This window comes from Veillonella parvula, from assembly GCF_024461875.1.
Classification (GTDB): domain Bacteria; phylum Bacillota; class Negativicutes; order Veillonellales; family Veillonellaceae; genus Veillonella; species Veillonella parvula_I.
The window spans coordinates 33,148-53,768 of sequence record NZ_JANGAL010000006.1; the positions used below are offsets into that span (position 1 = coordinate 33,148).

General features: G+C 40.7%; 13 protein-coding genes. All 13 read right to left on the reverse strand.

What is annotated here, in order from left to right; translation table 11 throughout:
- Nucleotides 1–26 precede the first annotated feature (26 nt).
- The 13 genes from NE668_RS08485 to NE668_RS08545 all read right to left on the reverse strand — a co-directional run bounded on the left by NE668_RS08485 (nucleotide 27) and on the right by NE668_RS08545 (nucleotide 20,584).
- A complete protein-coding gene (locus NE668_RS08485) occupies nucleotides 27–383 on the reverse strand; it encodes a cupin domain-containing protein (RefSeq protein WP_004696816.1) in 357 nt (118 codons plus the stop codon).
- A 28-nt stretch (nucleotides 384–411) separates the two neighbouring features.
- Nucleotides 412–1,287, reverse strand: a complete 876-nt coding sequence (locus NE668_RS08490; RefSeq protein ID WP_155086597.1) for a DUF4261 domain-containing protein — start codon at nucleotides 1,285–1,287, stop codon at nucleotides 412–414.
- Between the two features lie 176 nt (nucleotides 1,288–1,463).
- Nucleotides 1,464–3,011: a citrate lyase subunit alpha gene (gene citF / locus NE668_RS08495; RefSeq protein WP_227037410.1), complete on the reverse strand. Its 1,548-nt coding sequence runs from the start codon at nucleotides 3,009–3,011 to the stop codon at nucleotides 1,464–1,466.
- Nucleotides 3,001–3,966 (reverse strand): HpcH/HpaI aldolase/citrate lyase family protein, encoded by a 966-nt coding sequence (locus tag NE668_RS08500; RefSeq protein ID WP_004695279.1) that lies wholly within the window; start codon nucleotides 3,964–3,966, stop codon nucleotides 3,001–3,003. Before NE668_RS08500 ends, citF begins: the two co-directional genes overlap by 11 nt.
- Nucleotides 3,966–4,235 carry a citrate lyase acyl carrier protein gene (citD, locus tag NE668_RS08505; RefSeq protein ID WP_004696923.1) on the reverse strand — a complete coding sequence of 90 codons (270 nt, stop codon included), beginning with the start codon at nucleotides 4,233–4,235 and terminating at the stop codon, nucleotides 3,966–3,968. The genes NE668_RS08500 and citD overlap by 1 nt, the downstream gene beginning before the upstream one ends.
- Before the next feature lie 103 nt (nucleotides 4,236–4,338).
- Complete coding sequence (locus tag NE668_RS08510; RefSeq protein WP_004695275.1) at nucleotides 4,339–5,742, reverse strand: DASS family sodium-coupled anion symporter; 1,404 nt, start codon at nucleotides 5,740–5,742, stop codon at nucleotides 4,339–4,341.
- 367 nt (nucleotides 5,743–6,109) lie between these two features.
- On the reverse strand, nucleotides 6,110–7,021 hold the full coding sequence (locus NE668_RS08515; RefSeq protein WP_119563344.1) for a LysR family transcriptional regulator: 912 nt from the start codon (nucleotides 7,019–7,021) through the stop codon (nucleotides 6,110–6,112).
- 13 nt (nucleotides 7,022–7,034) lie between these two features.
- Nucleotides 7,035–7,778, reverse strand: coding sequence for a Bax inhibitor-1/YccA family protein (locus tag NE668_RS08520; protein ID WP_004695271.1), 744 nt, complete (start codon nucleotides 7,776–7,778; stop codon nucleotides 7,035–7,037).
- A 35-nt stretch (nucleotides 7,779–7,813) separates the two neighbouring features.
- On the reverse strand, nucleotides 7,814–9,562 hold the full coding sequence (gene pyk / locus NE668_RS08525) for a pyruvate kinase (protein WP_227037409.1): 1,749 nt from the start codon (nucleotides 9,560–9,562) through the stop codon (nucleotides 7,814–7,816).
- Nucleotides 9,563–9,762: 200 nt separating this feature from the next.
- On the reverse strand, nucleotides 9,763–13,170 hold the full coding sequence (locus NE668_RS08530) for a DNA polymerase III subunit alpha (RefSeq protein WP_227037407.1): 3,408 nt from the start codon (nucleotides 13,168–13,170) through the stop codon (nucleotides 9,763–9,765).
- A 12-nt stretch (nucleotides 13,171–13,182) separates the two neighbouring features.
- Nucleotides 13,183–13,950, reverse strand: coding sequence for a M48 family metallopeptidase (locus tag NE668_RS08535; RefSeq protein ID WP_004695265.1), 768 nt, complete (start codon nucleotides 13,948–13,950; stop codon nucleotides 13,183–13,185).
- A 234-nt stretch (nucleotides 13,951–14,184) separates the two neighbouring features.
- Complete coding sequence (locus NE668_RS08540) at nucleotides 14,185–14,652, reverse strand: hypothetical protein (protein ID WP_004695264.1); 468 nt, start codon at nucleotides 14,650–14,652, stop codon at nucleotides 14,185–14,187.
- 22 nt (nucleotides 14,653–14,674) lie between these two features.
- On the reverse strand, nucleotides 14,675–20,584 hold the full coding sequence (locus NE668_RS08545; RefSeq protein ID WP_227037405.1) for a two-partner secretion domain-containing protein: 5,910 nt from the start codon (nucleotides 20,582–20,584) through the stop codon (nucleotides 14,675–14,677).
- Between the last annotated feature and the right edge of the window lie 37 nt (nucleotides 20,585–20,621).

Genomic DNA, 20,621 nt, shown 5'->3' on the forward strand with positions numbered 1-20,621 from the left:
AGAAAATACTATAAAGTGCTTTCATATTAATTTGTACTAACAGGATCATAATCAGCAGGCACAGGAGCAACGATACTTACAAAGATAACATCTTCTGTCCCAGTATTTTTTGCGCCATGACATTCACCCTTTTTAGATACTATAACTTGTCCCTTTGTAAAAGGCACCTCTGTATCAGGCGTTGGATAAAATACCCCCTTACCTTGCAATATAACCCATATATCATCAGAGTTATGATGGTAATGCTTTGGTAGGGTTTGCCCAGGTTTAATAACCCATACTGAACCACCTGTGGAATCAGTTTGATAAAATGGAGTCCTAACAGCTTTCTCCAAACTTTCGACTTTCACAAGTTCCATGTCAAAAATACGTTGATCATTCATAATGCTCACACCTTTCATCGATTTACAACTAGCGAGTTCCAGATGCATATTCGCCCATATTAATATCTATAACAGTTCGAAGAGGTTGAATCAAGGAATCCTCATACTGAACCGCCCATTTAATATCTGGATTCATATCTCCATTTTCTAAGCCTGCAATCGTTTGCCCGTCATCAATAGGATTATCGTGCTCAAAGATATAGTACAACACACTATACGCATGATTTACAATCTCATCGGGATTCATACCGTGAAAATGATACTGCAAATCAGGGTAGAATAAGGTGCTCATACCAAGCGTATCAACCATCATGTCATCTGTGCCTTGAATGCTAAAATATCGCACATTTACGGCATAATAAATAAAACGAGTTACAGCTTTATCTGGATGATTTTCAATGGTTTCTCGACTTAAGAACTTACGAGATGGACCAAAGACAACGGCCTTACAAGATGGATATAACTCTAGCAGTGCATCTACATATTTTACTAACATATCAGCCCGTTCTTTAGGCTCTAAACCCGAAGCTAACATATCTGTAGCAAATACTCTATATTGGCACTCATCTAGCAACTCATCTACATTTGGACAATCCCACACCTGACTGCGCTCAAAATCATCTAGTACAGGTTTGTCGATTTTCTCACAATTCGTCACCATCAATGTTGGTGGAACATCGGCATCATTATCTTCATAATGAACCTTATAATTCTGAGGTGCAAAACCAGCAGATTCAGCGCCATAACTAAAGCAATCAACAGGGCCTAAATGCTTTGTGAATACCTCTACCATTGTATCGCGGTCAGGCATATCACACTGCTTCGGCATTAATAACTCAACAAAAAACAAACCGCCAGGGCGAACAGAATCATCTGTTAAATCTTGTTTAAATACTTGGCTCATATTCTCTCCTAAAGTTAAAAATTAATGTAAAACAAAGCCCTCTCTCTTATAGTATATCAAATGTTTATGAGTATAACAATCATTTATATACATAACTACAAGTATTTTCGATTATTTGATACAACGTAAAAACACTCTCTACAGTCCGAAGACCATAGAGAGTGTTTTAATTTTAATTATAGAGGTTTGCGAACCACGTCGATGATAGAGCCATCGCGGTATTCTACGATTGCGATGATGTCTTCATCTTTGTCAGATACAGGAATATCTTGTGGTTTACCAACTAAGTCGAATGCTAATTGTTGTAATTCTTCAATTGTGTAGATAGGCAAGTTGCTATCTTTGAAGCGTTCAATCAAATCAGTACGAGCTGGGTTGATTGCAATACCGTATTCAGTAACGAGTACGTCAACGGAGGAGCCCGGTGTAATTACAGTTGCTACTTTGTCACGAATCATTGGCAAGCGGCCGCGAATCAATGGGCAGGTAATAACTGTGCATTTAGCACCTGCTGCTGTATCGGAGTGACCGCCGGAAGCGCCCATCAATACACCGTTGGAGTCAGTCATTACGTTTACGTTGAAATCAAGGTCGATTTCAGTAGCACCAAGGAATACTACGTCTAGGTAGTTTGTAGTGCAGTCAGTCCATGGGTTAGCATACATGGAAGCAGACATTTCGATATGTGCAGGGTTTTTATCCAAGGATGCAGCTGCAGTAGTATCGAATGTTTGAGTATCGTAAATGGCACGAATCAAACCTTCTTCAAGCATGCCAGTCAAGATACCAGTAGCACCACCGATAGCGAAGCCACCTACTTCACCGCGTTTGCGAAGTTTTTCAGCAATGAATTTCGCTACAGTCAATGGAGCACCACCAGCGCCCAATTGGAATACGAAACCATCTTTAATGATACCCGCTTGATCAAGGAATTCACCAGCTAATTCAGCAATTTTAATTTGAATAGGGTTTTTAGTGAAGCCTACCGCACCAGAAGCGATACCTTCTGGATCACCAATGCTTTCAACCTCAACAACATAATCTACGTCAGTTTGAGGAATTGCATAGTTGTGTACATAGTCAACTAAGTTATCAGTGATGATAACAGTTGTATCTGCATAGTGGGAGTCAACTTTAGCATAACCAAGCGCACCACAAGCGGATTTGCCTGTACGACCAGTTGCATTACCACGTGGGTCAGCTGTAGGAGCGCCCATGAAAGCAACGTCGATATGAACTTCGCCAGATTCGATAGCACGAGCACGGCCACCGTGAGAGCGAATGATTACAGGGCGTTTCAATACGCCTGGGTTTTGTGTTAAGAATTTACCAAGACGATCGCGCAAGCCAGATGTTTCGATAGCTGTTACAGTACCGTCTTGAATCATTTCTACCAAGAATTCGTGACATGGGGACAAGGAAGAAGATGCCACAGTGATGTCTTTAATACCTTTCGCTTGTACACGTTCCATGACCATTTTCATTACATAATCGCCATTGCGCAAGTGATGATGGAAGGACAAAGTCATGCCATCTTTCACGCCAGCTTTTTCGATTGCTTCATCGATGGAAGCAAGTACTTTATTTGTACCAACACGGCTCATGTGTACAGGTTTACCTGCGCGATGAGCTTTAGGTTCGATTACGAATTCACCTTGATATATTTCGCGACCTTCTAGTGCTGGGATATTTGTTGGGATATCGCGACCTACTTTATTTAACATCGTATTCTGCTCCTTCCTCTAATTCAACTTTAATGCCTGCAGCACGTGCTTTATCAACTACGCGTTGTGCACGAACTACGATAGGACCATCAATCATTTTACCATCTACGGAGATTACGCCTTTATTGTTGCGCAATGCATCTGCATAGCTGTTCAATACCTTAACGGAATGAGCGATTTCTTTTTCGTCAGGAGTGAATACTTCGTGGATAATTTTGATTTGGCTTGGATGGATACAAGATTTGCCATCATAACCCAAAGCTTTAATGAATTCAACTTCTTCGCGGAAGCCTTGTGGGTCTTTTACGTCGGAGAATACAGTATCGATTACGCGGATACCTGCTTCACGCGCCGCATGAAGGATTGTTTGACGAGCGAACAATAATTCAACAGCTGGTTTATGTTTACCTGTACGAAGGTCAGCACGGTAGTCTTCAGCGCCAAGAGCGATAGCAACTACGCGAGGACCGTGACAGATTTCGCGAACATTGTACAAGCCACGAACGGATTCAATAGCCACGATAATGTTGATTGTACCTTCCGGCCAACCGTTAGCTTTTTCCACTTCTTCAATCTTCTTCGCTACGATTTCAACTTCAGAAACATCTTCAGTTTTAGGTAAACGAATCATATCAGGCTTAGCTGGAACGATGACATCAAGATCGTCATAGCCATAAGGAGTTTGTGTAGGATGGTTGATACGAACAACTGTTTCTGCACGGAATTTACGGGATTTCAATGCTTCTGCAGTTAAAAGACGAGCTGTGTCTTTTTCTGTAATTGGCACGGAATCTTCGATATCGATCATGATGGAGTCAGCACCGTGAATATCTGCACTGTTAATCATTTTAGGTGTATTACCCGGTACGAACATCATGGAACGAGACAAGCGTTTTTTAGCAGCCTCTGTTAATGGGTTTGTTTTAACTTCTGGGAATGTTTTATCGTTAGCCATTATGCTTTGCTCCCCCTTTCCAATGCACCTAATACGCGAGCTTTAATTGTGTAATCCCAAGCATTTTTATCTTGTACGATTACTTTTACGCCATCATAACCAGCTTCTTTCACTGTGTTCAAGATAACGGATTTAATTTGGTCGCCGTATTGGCGGATAACTTTGGATGTTAATTCAATTTCAATACCACTAGCAATCGGTTCAACCGTTACTAATGCATCATTTTTTTCGTCGAAGCCAGCTTGTGCAGCTTTTACTAATTGTGCCATGTTGCATCCTTTCACTAATAAATATATCAAATGGCAAAGACCAGACGTGTCGCAAATGTCTGGTCCGTGCTGTTAAAACAATAATAATTATAAGATTGTATGATTAGCCAATCATACCGATGAAAGTCCACCAAGGGATACCTACTACGAAGAGTAGAACCCAGCTCAATACTGCTAAAATAGCACCAGCAGTCCACCAATCTTTCAAGTTATTATAACCTGCAGAGTAAATGATTGGACCAGGAGATGCACCGTAGTGAGTTACGAGACCACCAAACGCATTTGTTGCAAGCAATACAAGTCCAAACATAACTGGGTCTACGCCTGACGCCATACCTACAGTCAAGAATACTGGAAGCATAGATGCAATATATGCAGTACTGGAAGCGAATAAGTAACGAATTACAACGCTAATAGCAGAAAGAATTAATACAACTACGAGTGGAGATACATCAAGTGCCAAGTTTGCTTGCATATATGCTGCAAGCCACGCAAAGAATTTAGCTTTTGTTAAAGCAGTGGATAAACCAAGGATAGCACCAAACCAGATGAATGTGTTCCAAACAGCTTTAGTTTGAACCATATCATCCCAAGTAATGATACCAGCAAAGAATACAATAGTCATAGCTACTAAAGCTACTGCTGTTGGACTCAAGTCGAAACCGATGGAAGGCAATGCCCAACCGATAAGAGCAAGAATAAATACAACAGCCAAGATTTTTTCAGACATTTTCATAGGTCCTAATTTTGCAAGACCGTCAGCAGCTAATTTTTTATTGTCAATTTTTACTGCTTCAGGACGGTCAATCCAGTAACCTACAAGTGGTACGAAGATCAACATTACAAGACCAGGAAGAGCTAAAGCCAAAGCCCATTCAGCCCAAGTCATGTTTAGACCAGTAATTTTAGTAACAAAGTCCAAAGCCAACACGTTAGGAGCCATAGCTGTTAAGAACATGAATGATGTAATTTTTGTTACGAAATAACCATTCATCAAGATAAAGGAACCACCGCGTTTAGCAGTATCACCAGGATAAGAACCGATAGATTCAGCAATGGATAAATTGATTGGATATACGATACCAGCTGCACGTGCTGTATTAGAAGGTGTTGCTGGAGATAATACTAAATCAAGAAGTGCTGTTACATAACCAAGACGTAATACAGTAGAACCGAATGCATTAATCAAATGGTAAGCAACGCGGTGACCAAGACCAGTTTTACCAAATGCAACGCTCAAGGAGAACGCAGCAATAATCATCCACAATGCTGTGGAGCCGTAACCTACCAAGATATCTTTTGCATTGTCTAAGAATAATGCAGATGCAGATAATACAGCTAATAAAATAATTTGAATTGGGTATGGTTTTAAAATCAAACCTACGATACCTGCAATGTAGAAGCCTAAGAGGCGCCACGCCGTATCAGTGAGTCCTTCTGGTGGAGTTGTAAACCAGAGGATAACAGGGATTAGCACAATAAGTGCTAGTTTTAAGAATCTTTCCATGTTTATTCCTTTCTTAAAAACATAGGCATATATATCATCCTAACACTACCCCAGAAATTCTTAATACGCGACTATCATCTATTGAACTCTAGGATTTTTTGTCTACACTCATTATATATGTTTAAAAGAAATATGAATAATAGATTACCTTTATAGGGGTTATAAAAACTTTTATATCTACTAATCATACTTTTTATGCATTTTGAGCATAGTTTTACAGTTCCAAATGAAAAAAATGCATGTATACGTCCCCAAAGGGGTGTATACATGCACTTACATGGTACTGCCTTTCTCTTTCGAGACACTTTTATTATTATCTATTATATCGAAAAAGTCCAATACTGAAACAGCATGGTTAAGTAACGTCCTATGCTTTATATTCTCTAAATATACTATTATCTACAACGGTATGTTCCTTGTAATAGTTACGGACATATTCAATAAAGGTTTTAACAACGATTAAATTTTCCGAATCTTTTGTGTACACCATATTGGTATCACGAGTGATATATTCACCATCTTTGCTACGCAATGGACTCACATAGATATCTTTATCCTTACAGGATCCAAGTCCCATATAGGTCAAGATAGACCAACCAAGACCAGCACGAACAAAGTGACGACACGTACTCATGGAATTTACGTCCATCGCCACACTTGGAGGCTCGTCAAAATGTTCTGCACACCAAGTTTCGATAATATTTGCCACCGATGCATCTGTTTGGTATTTAATGAACGGTACCTTTACCAAGGATTCAGGCGGCACTAATTCTTTATATACTAAACAATATGGCTCTGCTAGTAACAGTTCAGACTTACCAGACACGTCATAGCCACCACGAGCAAAGGCGACCATACAGTCACCAGTATTAAACATCTTTACCACTTGATGGCTGAAAGCAGTCTTCACTTGAATATGAACATCAGGATATTGTTCCCGGAAAGATCTCAATAAAGCCGGTAGTTCATAATCTGCAAAGTTAATAGATGATGCGATTTTCAAGGTTCCTTGAATCTTGCCAGAAGCGGAGTTCATAGCGTGCTCCAAAGCCTCTTGTTCTTGCATCATTCGCTTACAGTAATCATAGAAAATTTCGCCTTGTGCCGTGAGGGCAATCCCCTCAGCAGTCCGCAACAACAGAGAATGGCCCAAGGCTTTTTCCATATGACGCAACCGATAGCTCAACGCTGGTTGCGATAAAAATAATTTTTCAGCAGCCCTTGTAATATTGCCTTCATCCACAACAGTAACAAAGGTTTGCCATTCTCTATCGTCCATACAAACTCCTTTGTTATCGCTTATTACCAAAGATGCGTAATAAGGATAAGAATAAGTTAATGAAATCTAAGTATAGGCTCAAAGCGCCTGTGATTTCAATGCGGTCTAAAATTGTTTCATCCTCCATGAGCGCCACTTGTGTCACATTATTTTTAATGCGGTTCACATCGATAGCTGTAAAAATAGAGAACACTACAACACCTACATAACCTAGAACTAAACTAACAGTATCACTAAAACCACTAAGTACAGTCCAGTTAAAGAAGCGGGCTCCCATCATCACCAAGGATACGATGATCATGCCGAATAATGCCGCCATCACATATGGTGTAAGGGATGATAAATTGCGTTTTGTAGTAGCCCCTACCACGGCAAAGCCAATAAAGAAAGCAAGCGTACCTATTAACGCCGGAATAACAACATCAAACACATTGTATCGCAACGATACCAAAGTCAATGTGAGACCATTCAAAGCACTATAGAGAAAGAACATACCTCGTAACGTCATTACATTAGCAGAATATGCACGAGCACTAAAAAGGAATACCACACCTAGCTCTACTAATAAGATAATATTAAAATTTTGGTATGCAAAGCGTAACCAATTTGGATTCACTAATGCAGCAAAGCCAACACCGATAGTTGTAAGTAAGCCTACAACCATCCACAAGAAAGATCCTTTTAATCGTTGGGATACGATACTTTCAACCTGTGCAACCTCAGCTGCAGTAGGTCCTGTTACATTATATGGATTCATACTATCCCTCCTTATTTAATTATCACTCATAGAGATTATCGAGCATTTGCAATGCCCGCAAACACCTTGCCACGTTCGCCATCGATAGTCACTTCTTGACCTTCAAGGAGCACTTCATGAGCATTTTTAGCGCCTAAAATAACCGGAATACCATAGGTAATGCCCGCAATAGCGCTGTCAGATGTATAACCATCTTCTACGGCAATAATGCCACCTGCTCGTTTTGCAATAGCCATCAATTCAGGCTCCATTGTGCCTACCACAAGGATATCGCCATTCTTGAAGCTTTCATAATTACCTTTATGATTAGCCGCAATGTACACATTACCTGTAACGGATTTACGTAAAATACCATTACCAGACAAGAGTACTCGACCTGCAATGTGAACGCGAATCATGTTTGTAGTACCGGTTGCACCGGATGGCACACCAGCGGTAACAACTACGAGGTCGCCAGACTCGATGGCACCAATACCAAGCGCACCGGTAATGGCTTGTTTTACCATTTCATCGGAGTTGATAATTTCATGACCTTTGATAGCCTCTACGCCCCAGCATAATTGCATGCGACGAATAGTTTCCTCATGAGGTGTGACAGCGATGATTTTACAATCTGGACGATGACGAGCCACACTAAGTGCGGTGTGACCAGATTCAGTACATGTCAAAATAGCTGCGGCCCCGAGGTTTTGAGCTACGCGCACGCTAGCCAAGCATACGGCGCTTGTAGTAGTCATTTCTTCATCCTCACGAGCGCGACTATAGCTATCGTAAATAGCAGCCTTTTCCGTTACTTCTGCAATACGAGTCATGGTCGCAACAGCTTCTACAGGATAGGCCCCATTGGCTGTTTCACCAGATAACATAATCGCATCGGTACCATCCAAAATGGCGTTAGCTACGTCACTTGCTTCCGCACGTGTTGGACGTGGATTTTGAATCATAGACTCAAGCATTTGTGTCGCCGTAATAACGGGTTTACCCAAGTTATTACATTTTTCAATCATCATCTTTTGAAGTACTGGCACTTCTTCAGCAGGGATTTCTACACCGAGATCGCCACGCGCAACCATGAGGCCGTCAGCTACTTCCAAGATTTCATCAATATTTTTAACGCCTTCCGCATTTTCAATTTTCGCGATGATCTTGATATCTTTTTTCTCAGACTCAAGAATGCGGCGAATAGCCACAATGTCTTTACCCCGTTGCATGAAGGATGCGGCCACAAAGTCTACCCCTTGTTGACAGCCAAAGCGCAAGTCCGCTTCATCCTGTTCAGATACGGGTGGCAAGCTTAGCGCTACACCTGGTACGGCTACGCGCTTGCGGTTGCCGATTTCTCCGCTGTTTTGAACCGTTGTAACGATATTATTGCCTTCGATAGCATCGATGGTAAGTGTTACAAGCCCATCAGCCAAGAGAATTTTATCCCCTACGGACACATCGCCTGTAAGACCTTTGTGATTCACGGAACTAATTTCTTTTGTGCCTTCCACATCATCTGTAGTCAACGTAAATTGTTGACCCGCTTCGAGGAATACCTTGCCCTCTTTAAATAGACCAAGACGTACCTCTGGACCTTTTGTATCGAGCATTAATGCGATTGGTTTATTCACAATCATCGCCGCATCGCGCACCATTTGCATGCGTTCGGCTTGCTCTTCATGGGATCCGTGGGAGAAGTTAAAACGAGCTACATTCATGCCAGCTCGCATCATATCTTCTAAGATGCCAAATTTATCCGTTCCTGGACCTACAGTACATACAATTTTTGTACGTTTCATAATCCCTCCTATGAAAGCAATCCCTAGATAGGATAGTTCATTTCTTATTATATCAATGTTGGTAAAAGCTATCTGTGCCCCACGCAACATATGTCTTTCTTCACCGTTTATATACTTATTGTATCAAGTATATGCTTATTACATGTTGCACCTATATATGCTCATTACATGTCACACATACTTGCGTTAACTTTATATGTTTACTGCACCTCTACGGAGCCCTCCCCTAGAATAGCTTCAATAGCCTTAATGGATTCGTCACTAGGGTCAAAGCACATATTCGGTGGTAAATTAATGCGTTTCCGTTGACGGTGTAAATATAACGATGTTGGCACGGAGCCTGCTGTATTTACTAGCACGCGTTTTAAGGCTTCACTATTTTCTGGCGTATCATATTGACTATAAATGTGGATTGCCACCTGTTTTGCCTGACTATAGTTTACCTTTAATGGCGTAATACGATCTGCAATGATTTGCACACCCTTTTCATCCGCATCAACCCGACCTTTTACCTTAACGATCATATCGACCGCAAGGAATTGTTGACTTTGACTAAAGACCTTAGGGAATGCTACTACGTTAGCCGCACCAGAATAATCTTCGATGCGAAGAATGGACATAACCTCATTGCGCTTTGTCATGCGGTCCGATTTATTTTCGATGAGACCGCCAAAGGTAATGGTTTGACCATCATATTGCTCTGGATTTTCTACAAGAGCCCCTAATTCAAAGAGCCCTTCCAACTCCTTCGCATATCCTTGCAATGGATGCCCCGTAATGTAAAAGCCAGTATATTCCTTTTCATCCTTTAATTTATCGTCTTCCGATAAATCCTCCACATTAGGAACAGGAATGAAATCGACAGTTTCTTCCATATCGCCAAAGAGGTTCATAGTGCCCATAGCGGCATCCTTTTGCTCTTTAGCACCAACGGCTTGTGCGCTTTCATACATGTGCAACAATTGGTTACGATTTTCCTTGAAACCATCCATGGCACCACAACGAATGAGACTTTCAAGCAATCGTTTATTAACGACCTTATTATCCACCCGTTTGCAGAAGTCCACGATATCCGTATATAGACCATGCTCATTGCGCTCAGTAATCAAGCGATCGATGGCATTGTCCCCTACGTTCTTGATACCGCCAAGCCCGAAACGAATAGCATCGTCTTGTACGGCGAAGCTACGCTCAGAATAGTTAATATCTGGGCCTAGTACCTTAACATTGTGCTTCTTGCAGGCATTAATGTAGTAAGTCAATTTCTGCATATTCTGCATGAAGCTAGTCATGGTTGCCGCCATGAATTCAGGGAAATAGTGGGCTTTCAAATACGCCGTTTGGTACGCGATATACGCATACGCCGCACTATGTGATTTATTAAAGCCATAGCCTGCGAAGTATACAAGCAAATCAAATACTTCGTTCGCCACGGATTCATCAATACCGTTTTTAACGGAGCCTTGAATAAAGGACTCCCGCTGTGCTTTTAAGACAGATTCCTTCTTCTTACCCATGGCGCGGCGCATCAAATCTGCTTGACCAAGGGAGAATCCCCCCATGGCGGAGGCAATCTGCATAACCTGTTCTTGGTACAAGATTACCCCAAAGGTATCTTTCAATATGGGTTCCAATATGGGATGTAAGTAGGTAACCTCTTTTTTACCGTGACGGCGATCAATAAAGTCTGCCACCATGCCAGAGCCTAGTGGCCCTGGACGGTACAAAGCTACCAACGGGATTAAGTCCTCAAAATGCTCAGGCTTAAGGTCCATAACAAGCTTGGTGATACCTTCCGACTCAAGCTGGAATACACCAGATGTATCGCCTTTTGTAAGGATATCACAAGCCGCCTTATCATCAAGTGGGATAGCATCTAAGTCGAGGTCAATGCCGCGGTTAGCCTTGATGAGCTTTAAGGCATCCCCCATAACCGTTAAGGTACGTAGGCCCAAGAAGTCCATCTTTAAGAGGCCTAATTCCTCGATGTTATCCTTATCGTACTGCGTTACAAAGCCTTCATCGTTGGCATTTTGTACCGGTACGTGATCATCTAGAGGATCCGCAGAAATTACGACGCCCGCTGCATGAGTGGACGAATTACGTGCAATCCCTTCTAACTTTTTACCGAAATCAAACAGTTCTTTTACATTTGAATCTGATTCATATAAAGCCTTTAAGTCCTTGCCTTGTAGCGCCTTATCTAAGGTAATCCCTAGTTCATTAGGAATCATCTTAGCAATACGATTTACCTCCGCCAGTGGTAAGTCGAGCACGCGGCCTACGTCACGAATAACGGCACGTGCTGCCTCTGTACCAAAGGTAATAATCTGAGATACGCGAGCTTGACCGTATTTTCTCGTCACATATTCGATGGCTTGACCACGCTTTTCATAGCAGAAGTCAATATCGATATCGGGCATGCTTACCCGTTCTGGATTTAAGAACCGTTCAAAGAGCAAGTCGTATTTCAATGGGTCAAGACCGGTAATACCCAATAGGTAGGCTACTACAGAACCTGCCGCAGAACCACGGCCAGGGCCTACTAAGATATCGTGCTCTCTGGCATAGCGTACATAGTCCCATACGATGAGGAAGTAGTCCTCAAAGCCCATGGTGCCAATAACATCTAACTCGTAATCTAAACGTTTTTGTAACTCTTCAGAGGCTTCACCATAAAGGCGTGGAATTTCTCGTTCACAAACCTTACGTAAATACGTTTTAGAGGTTTCCCCTTCTGGCACATCAAAGTGCGGCAAGTGATGTTCATCGAAATCAAACTCTACATTACAGCGGTCTGCAATTTTTAAGGTGTTTTCGATGGCCCCCGGAATATGTCCAAATAACTCTGCCATTTCATCCCCAGACTTGAGATAAAACTCATCATTAGGGAACTTTAAGCGGTCCACCTCGGCACGGCGACGACCTGTAGAAATACAAACCTTAATATCTTGCGCGTCCGCATCCTCTTTTAAGACATAGTGGAAATCGTTAGACGCTACGATGCCAAGGCCATATTCCTTGCTGAGCTTAATGAGCTCCTCTTGGGCCTTAGCCTCCTCTGGCAAGCCATGATTTTGAATTTCTAAGAAGAAATTATCCTTGCCGTACGTCTCGATATACCATTCAATGGATCGCTTCGCGCCTTCCATATTATCTTGCAAAATATACTGAGGAATCTCCCCTTGAATACAAGCACTAAGGGCAATTATGCCCTTGCTGTATTGGCGCAATAAATCGCGGTCTGCACGAGGCTTATAATTAAACCCTTCAGTAGAGGCTTTCGACACAATTTTAACGAGATTTCGATACCCTTCCATGGTCTCCGCCAATAGGATGAGATGTTTTAATCGTTCACGGCTGCGACCTTCAGGACGATCAAATCGGCTATTTTCCGTTACATACACTTCACAACCGATGATAGGCTTAACGCCCTGCGCCATACATTCTTTGTAGAAATAAATAGCTGCGTACATATTGCCGTGATCTGTAATGGCAAGGGCGGGCTGATTTAGCTCCTTCGCACGACGTACCATGTCAGGCAAACGACTGATGCCGTCAAGCAAACTAAACTCTGTATGACTATGTAAATGTACAAATGGCTGCATGGTACACCTCCTTTAAGGGCGATGAGCAAAATACACGTTCAATGACTTCTTACGAGCCTTCCAATCTGGCAAAAACTGTGCCACTAGATTGTGAAAGTTCTTGGAATGGTCTAAATATTTAAAATGGGCAAACTCATGAACCATAACGTATTCAATATACGCCTGTGGCCCCTCTAATAAGCGGGTATTCATCTTGATGAGCTGCTTTGCTGGCGTACAAGAACCCCAACGGCTCTTCATACGCTGCTGCTTTATAGTTGGCATAGGAACATCGATATATTGCTTGTGAAAGCGCTGATATACGACCTTCGCCCAATGGACAAAGACCTTCTCCCCTAAATTACGCCAGTAACTTTGCATTAATTTATGCTTTGCTTCAAAGGTCGTACCTCGAGGTACCACCATGGTAAGGATGGCTTTTCCATCAAAACCGATATGAGGCTTTCCATCCTGCTCAACTAGGCGTAAGGTAACGGGAATACCGAGGATGGATAAGCTTTCACCATTCACATACTGTAACGCCTCAACACGCTTGGCATTCAATGCATCAATCTTGTAACGAGCCCGCTCAATGAAAGGCATATTCTCGATGACAAACTTGTCCACCCTATAATCCGGCACATACCCATTCGCCGACACATGGATCACACCATCCTTTGTAATGCGCATGTTCATATTCTTCACACGCTTGATGGTTAACTCATATTCAATTCTGTCGCCATTATAGGTAATAGACCTAGTTATTGAAGTATTCATACCTTTTATTTTATCATAAAACACTCATAAAATCGTAAAAATCTAGTGATTTTAATAGAACTACTTAGATTTTGAGTAATACTGATTTTTAATACGGGCTTATAAAAATGACACCTATATCTTCCCCATATGGGGGATATAGGTGCCATTAAAATAATCTGTAATATCAAATTATTTATTAGTGTATAAAAGTCTTAATAAATATATCACAAGTTTGTCTTACGGTGCATATAAATTACCTAAAAATATTAAGTACTATTATTTTACTTTAACAATGATAGAACGATTAGGATATCTCATCTTCTTATCTTTCAACTGATTATAAACATCCTGTTCTTCTAAAGTTAAGTCATTCTTATTAGACCAAATATATGTTAGTGTTGGTTTCTGTTCTCTTTTCTCTATTAAACATCTATTTAAAATATTATTTTTATATATTTCATCAGTTTGGTCATCAAACAAATAATGAGTTTGACCTGAGTTTAAATCAAGCTTTAAAAAACCTGTTTTTCCATAACTATATAAATAATCTGATTGCGCTTCATAAGAGTATCCATTATGTTCTAATGTAACACCAGTTTGAGTATCTAGTATATAATTTTCACCCTTTGAATAACCTAAAAAATAACGAGGTTCATATTTATAAGAATTAGATTCACCAATATAAATTATTGAACCTACTATCAAAAGAACAATACCTATAAAAATACCTAATATATATTTCATTTCACTATGCACTCACTTTAGTTTAAATAACAGTATCAATTTGAATTCCATATTTATAAGGCTTTATAATTCCAGCTCTCTGTTCTAAATAAGCAATATTATTTGCAGCAATTAATGCGCTTTGCTTTGATGTATCTTCCGCTATAGACAACAGTTTAGCTATATAATCAACAGAGAATTCCGCTGGTGGAACAGCTGGAATATCACTATCATAATCAGGAAGCCATTCAAAATTATACATATCTTTTGCTTGCCCAACCACATGAACTTTATCTTCAGAAATTTTTGTCATTCTAACACCAATCTTTAATTTTCCGAATGCAGCTTTAGCATTACCATCTGTTTTAATAACAAAGTATTGTACTTTACTTTCACCAACTGACAAATCTGCACTTTTTTCTTTCACTCCATTAATAAATGAAGAATGGTTACTTATTAATTGAGAGGCACCTGTACCTAGAGGAAAATATTGCTTTTCCCCATCACCATATAATGCATGTTTGTATAAAGCTACAGCTACACTATAGTTAGGAGAGTGTTTGCCAAATATAGAAGCTAACAAATCAGACCTTTCTCCAATCTGAGTGCCTTTAATTATTGACTTAGATAAAAAATTAAGGTCATCGTATTCTTGCTTATTTATTTCATCTAATATATCTCTATCTATAGCAGCATAAGCTTCTTCTAAAGAACTTTTTACACCAGATTCATCATTCCATTTAGTGGCATAAGATGTCACTGCTGCACCAGTATTTACTGAGCCGCCAGTTACTTTATTAACCACACCACCTACTGCAGCACTCAACCATTGTGCTAATGCGGGATCATGTTTAGCTACTTTCTTTATTTCACCAATTAGCAACTCATTAGTCATAGTAGCTTTAAACCCGCTACCCGGTGCATTACCAGCCATACGTGCAGACAACTCGCCAATGATACCATGTGCTATTGACTTAGCAACTTTTCCATCCTTAGTTGTTGGTTGCCAATTATGTAGTTGTTCATATGCGTTTTTAGAGAAAAGACGAGCTAATTCTTGACGTTCTTCAATTTTCTTTTTATCGAAAATCTTATCTAGTTGATGTAATGTATTTTCGGTATTCGTATTGATGGTTTTAGTATCAATTTCTTTACCATCTACTGTGAGTATACCATCAGAAATAGCAGATTGAGAAGTGGAGCTTGCTTTCCCTTTAGAGCCTACGCCTAAATTTGGAACTAGACCGATACTGTTATAAATCTTATCATAGCCTTTTTTATCGTTGGTCTTCATCTCTTCGAGTTTCTTTTTACTGCCATAGTAGTTATAGCCAATACCATTATTGCTATATGTATACTCAGCTTCGTTTTGGATATCTTTCATCTCTAGAGATTTAGTGGTCAACTTATTCTTAACTTTCGGAGCATCACTTTTTATTACAGCACCTTCTAATGTAGTACTATTACCGACATTAATGTCATAGCCTTCTTCTCCTGCAAGGATACCTGCTTGTTGAGTTACGCTTTTCCATTTGCTATCAATTCGTCCTACACTAGCATTTATACTGCCAGTTGGATCTTTGAAAGTAGGTTTTGAGGATACAGAGAATCCAGCGGATTTACTATGTTCTTTAAAGTTATCTACATCTTGCAAACTTTGAATATGTAAATCACGACCTGTATCTACTTCTACCTTTTTACCCGCTACAGTAGAGCCAATAATATTCGTATCTCGTTTAGCCTTAAGTTGTGCTAATTTAGCAGCTTTAATTTTTGTTGGCACATAACTTTCTTGATGGGTATCTCCATTTTGTCGTGCCATATGAGCACTCGCATTAATATCGAGAAGTCCACCACCAGTCAAACTAATACTCGCGCCTGCACTCCAGCCAGAACTCTTATAGTCATTCTTCACATCTACTGTATTCTTACCAGCCTCAAGATTAATATCGCTAGCGCTAGCCAAACTAATAGATTGAGCAGATACACTTTCACCAGTAAGGGTAATACCAGTTTTCTTAGTATCACGAGCCGTTATACGAATATCGCCGTCACTAATAACAGAGCCTCCCTTATAAGTTGCGGTATCTACAGTTTGACCTTGTTTCTGTGATGTGCTTCCAATTGATACAGATAAATTAATAGCATTATCAATATTTTTTGAACCTCGTTTAGCTTTACCATCTACTTTTTCAACTTTACCAGTTACTGCATCTCGTATTTTAGCTCCATGTAAAGCACTATCTACAGCTTCATATCCATCTTGTAACTGTTTACGAGCTTCATTAAGTTCAAGTGCTGCCAAACGTTTATCATCACGGCCACCAGCTTGTTTAATAGTTCGCGTTGCATTCGTTACACTATCAGCTATAGCACCACCTAATGCTACTGTTAAACCTGACTTTTTATAGCGATCATCATGTGTCATATGTTGCGTATCAGTATTACCATCAAGGGTCACTGCAGCCCCCTCAATTGTTGTACCGGTTTTACTCAATATGTCGGCACTAGTAAGATGTACCGTATCATTAGCCGCAATGTTTACCCGGCCCTTCGTACTAGCAATAGTATTACGTACAGTTTCCTCTTCACGATTGGTATCATCTATATTTCGTTTTTCTGTACCAATAGTAAATCCGATACCACTTCCCATTAAACCTGAGGTTTTATGACGATATGTACTCGTTTCTTTCGTTACATTCTTATCTGCACCGAGTTCAACCTTACCAACTGCCGTCACTTGAACACTTTGTTCACCCATCAGTTTAGCGGATTGTCCTGTCACATCATGACTAGATTTAATTGCAATATCTTTACCACTCACAACAGAACCTGTTACAGCCGTCACTTGTGCTACACTGGTTGCATCCGTACGTTCCCGTTTAACTAAACTTTTCTTCTTGTCCTTATACACATGGTCAACGGTACTTGTTGCCGATGCAGTATCAAGTTTTACATTCTGACCTTCCACCTGTACCTTATCAGCTGCCAAAATTTCACTACCACTAAGTGCTACATCAGCATTAGCAGCCACAGTTACATTCTTACCTTCCACACTGCTACCTACAGATGTCGCTTCATTCACTAAATCATGTGTTTCTGTAGTCTGAGAATGACCACCACCGGATTTTCCTTTGTCATAGCGATGTTCCTCTAATTCATGATTCGCTGTCATAGACTGCATGTTTACCTGACGTCCAACTACTAGAGTAACATCCTTATCGGAAGTCACTTTACCACCCTGCATAGCAACATCACGACCTGCTGTAACTACAGCATCGCCTTTCGCCGTAATTTGACCTTGATCTACAGCAGTTACCGTTTCACGGCGGCTATTGGCATTATTCCATACAACCTTACTATTGCTGGCTTCATACTTAACTCCGTTATTGATAACATCACGCTCTGCCACTACGACAAGCTTTCCTTTTTCATCGGTTTGCTTAATCGTACCGCCCTCATTTATCACATCATTCTTAGCATATACAGTTGTACGTTCACGGCCTTCTATCGTGCCTTGTGTATTACGAACATCGGTATCCGCCACCACTGTTGTTGTGCGACCTTTAATCAGTCCGTTATCATTGTGTATCGTATTACCATGTACAGTTATCGCATCATCCGCCACTATGCTACCGCGATTATGCATCGTACCTACTTGCAAATTAATCGATTGAGCCTGCATATTTGCAGCCCCCTCAACACGTTGTGTGGTCGGCGCCAAATATAATATTGGTACGAGTAAGGTTTCAGTCTTACCGTTCGGCAACACTACCGGTTGACTGACAAGCATTACCACATCTTCCGTCAATTGCTGTTGCTCCGACTCAGTTAATCCTTGTCCGAGCGTCATCGATTTAGACTTCATCACGGTAAGACCTGCATCCATTAATTTACGGTACTGCTCTTCTTCTGTAAGCCCTGCCTGTAGTCTACTTTTACCTGTTTGACGTAAAATAGCCTGCATCACCAATTGTTGTTCATAGTAACCATCTCCTAATCGTTTTTGTGTACGCATAGGATTAAGTTGTAACCGATTGATGACATAATCAGAGGATAAGAAGCTTCTTCGATTGGTAAAATTCGGGTCAGTTTCCATCGCATACGTTGTATTCGGATTGGTGGATAACTGACTCATAGACGTCAATACCGATGCATCTACCGTAGCACCTGTTGTGCTGTTCGCTATATTGCTACCATAAACAGCTACTGGTATATCTATCGGTTGCACTACATCATTATGATACTCCGCCTCACGAATATTCGTGGAATCCCATCCATGATGTTTATGGCGACTATAACCAGTAGCAGTCCCATTCTCACTAATATATTCATTTCCTTTCGGATTAAGCGCTTCATAATGGCCGATTTTACCAGCCAAAGTACCCGCTGCACTGATTTGGCTAGCATCATTAGTAACAACGTCTGCTTCAATCTGTAAGTTACCACCCGAAATAATACGCCCTGGTTTGGACGTATCCACTACTTCTTTTACTCGTGTACGATCATATTCATATTTCGTCCAGCTATCATGATGCTCTCCATTAATAGACAATTGTAAATTTTCAGAAGAGTGAACTACAACCTTATCTTGTGGAATTGGATCATCATGATCATAAATACGTTCCTCAGATAGCTGATATCGTTTGATACTGCCTGCCGGTGCCACTTCATTTTTAATATGCTCCGTAGTTCCTGTAGTAGCCCGTTTCAACGTAATACCACCATTTTTATTAGCAATGGATTTTGCAAAAATCACTCCCTGCTGACCGGCCTCGATAGTAGCCGCCACATTAGTCAACGCATCCATCTTGCCGGCTATAGCGCCGTTATAATCCATCGTCTTTCCTAGTTGTAGTACGCCTTCAGACTTCAGCACACTACCATTCGTATTTTTTATTGTATTGGTAGCCACCGCTAAATTATTACGCGCGATGAGTACCGGTGCATCTTTCGTAACAGCATTACCGGTTTGTGTGAAAGCATCTGCTGAAATACGTGCCGAATCAGCATAGAATTTAGCCTTACCGACTTGTGTAAAGCCTTTTACACTAATGCTTATATCCGGCGCCACCACAGTGCCACTATTTTGTACCTTGCCGGTACTGTCTACAGAAATATGATTCTGTGCGGAAAGAATCCCTTTATTATTCACGCCAAAACCATCATTGGTTCCTACTAAGTACATGCTATTCGCATACATACCACCGATTTGAGAAACGTCAAGACCTACCTGTTCTGAGTTACTGGTCTTCGTAACATTAGTTACCTTACCACTACCATCGACAGATACTGCATTTTTACCGGTTACCACATGGCTTTCATCAGACCATACCTTGCCGTTGAGCTGTACCGCTTCAGCCAAAATATCTGTACGAGATGTACGCGATGCATCGAGACCTTGTCCAGATACCGTCACAGTACCTTGCTTCACATCATATCCAGCAATAGTTCCATCTGTAATAATAGGGTTTCCTGTTGTCAGAATAGCCGCACTAGTATTAATAAATGTCCCATTATTAACAGCAATCCCATTTGGGTTAGCAATGATAACATGTGCCTTACGACCTGCTACCTCTAAGGCACCATTCATAGCAGTCGCACCCGTTCCAGTTACTTCATTTAAAATCGTCTTAGCTGCAGCACCTCTCAAGTTAGGATTACCCATCACATAGCCAGCTAATTCTGTAGATATAGGTCTCCTTGAGTTATTTAGAATAACCCCTTTATCATCTACATTAAACATATCATATTGATTGTGAGATAACCCATTAGCATTCGGTTTATTAATATTGACAATGGGCGTCCCATTAGGGGCTTCATCCATAGTTGGACCCATTTTTCCTTGATTCGGTACAATAGATTGTGCCACTGCTAGCGGAATCCACGGTCCAGAATTTGTAACTAATAAGGCTGCACACAATGCGGTTGCTGTATACTGTTTAATTTTCATTATTCTTTCCTTATACTCTCTCATTTAATAACACACA

What these genes read in the sequence shown, in the direction of transcription:
- NE668_RS08485 (WP_004696816.1), bottom strand. Translation starts at nt 383, where the DNA reads ATGAATGATCAACGTATTTTTGACATGGAACTTGTGAAAGTCGAAAGT.
- NE668_RS08490 (WP_155086597.1), bottom strand. Translation starts at nt 1,287, where the DNA reads ATGAGCCAAGTATTTAAACAAGATTTAACAGATGATTCTGTTCGCCCT.
- citF (WP_227037410.1), bottom strand. Translation starts at nt 3,011, where the DNA reads ATGTTAAATAAAGTAGGTCGCGATATCCCAACAAATATCCCAGCACTA.
- NE668_RS08500 (WP_004695279.1), bottom strand. Translation starts at nt 3,966, where the DNA reads ATGGCTAACGATAAAACATTCCCAGAAGTTAAAACAAACCCATTAACA.
- citD (WP_004696923.1), bottom strand. Translation starts at nt 4,235, where the DNA reads ATGGCACAATTAGTAAAAGCTGCACAAGCTGGCTTCGACGAAAAAAAT.
- NE668_RS08510 (WP_004695275.1), bottom strand. Translation starts at nt 5,742, where the DNA reads ATGGAAAGATTCTTAAAACTAGCACTTATTGTGCTAATCCCTGTTATC.
- NE668_RS08515 (WP_119563344.1), bottom strand. Translation starts at nt 7,021, where the DNA reads ATGGACGATAGAGAATGGCAAACCTTTGTTACTGTTGTGGATGAAGGC.
- NE668_RS08520 (WP_004695271.1), bottom strand. Translation starts at nt 7,778, where the DNA reads ATGAATCCATATAATGTAACAGGACCTACTGCAGCTGAGGTTGCACAG.
- pyk (WP_227037409.1), bottom strand. Translation starts at nt 9,562, where the DNA reads ATGAAACGTACAAAAATTGTATGTACTGTAGGTCCAGGAACGGATAAA.
- NE668_RS08530 (WP_227037407.1), bottom strand. Translation starts at nt 13,170, where the DNA reads ATGCAGCCATTTGTACATTTACATAGTCATACAGAGTTTAGTTTGCTT.
- NE668_RS08540 (WP_004695264.1), bottom strand. Translation starts at nt 14,652, where the DNA reads ATGAAATATATATTAGGTATTTTTATAGGTATTGTTCTTTTGATAGTA.
- NE668_RS08545 (WP_227037405.1), bottom strand. Translation starts at nt 20,584, where the DNA reads ATGAAAATTAAACAGTATACAGCAACCGCATTGTGTGCAGCCTTATTA.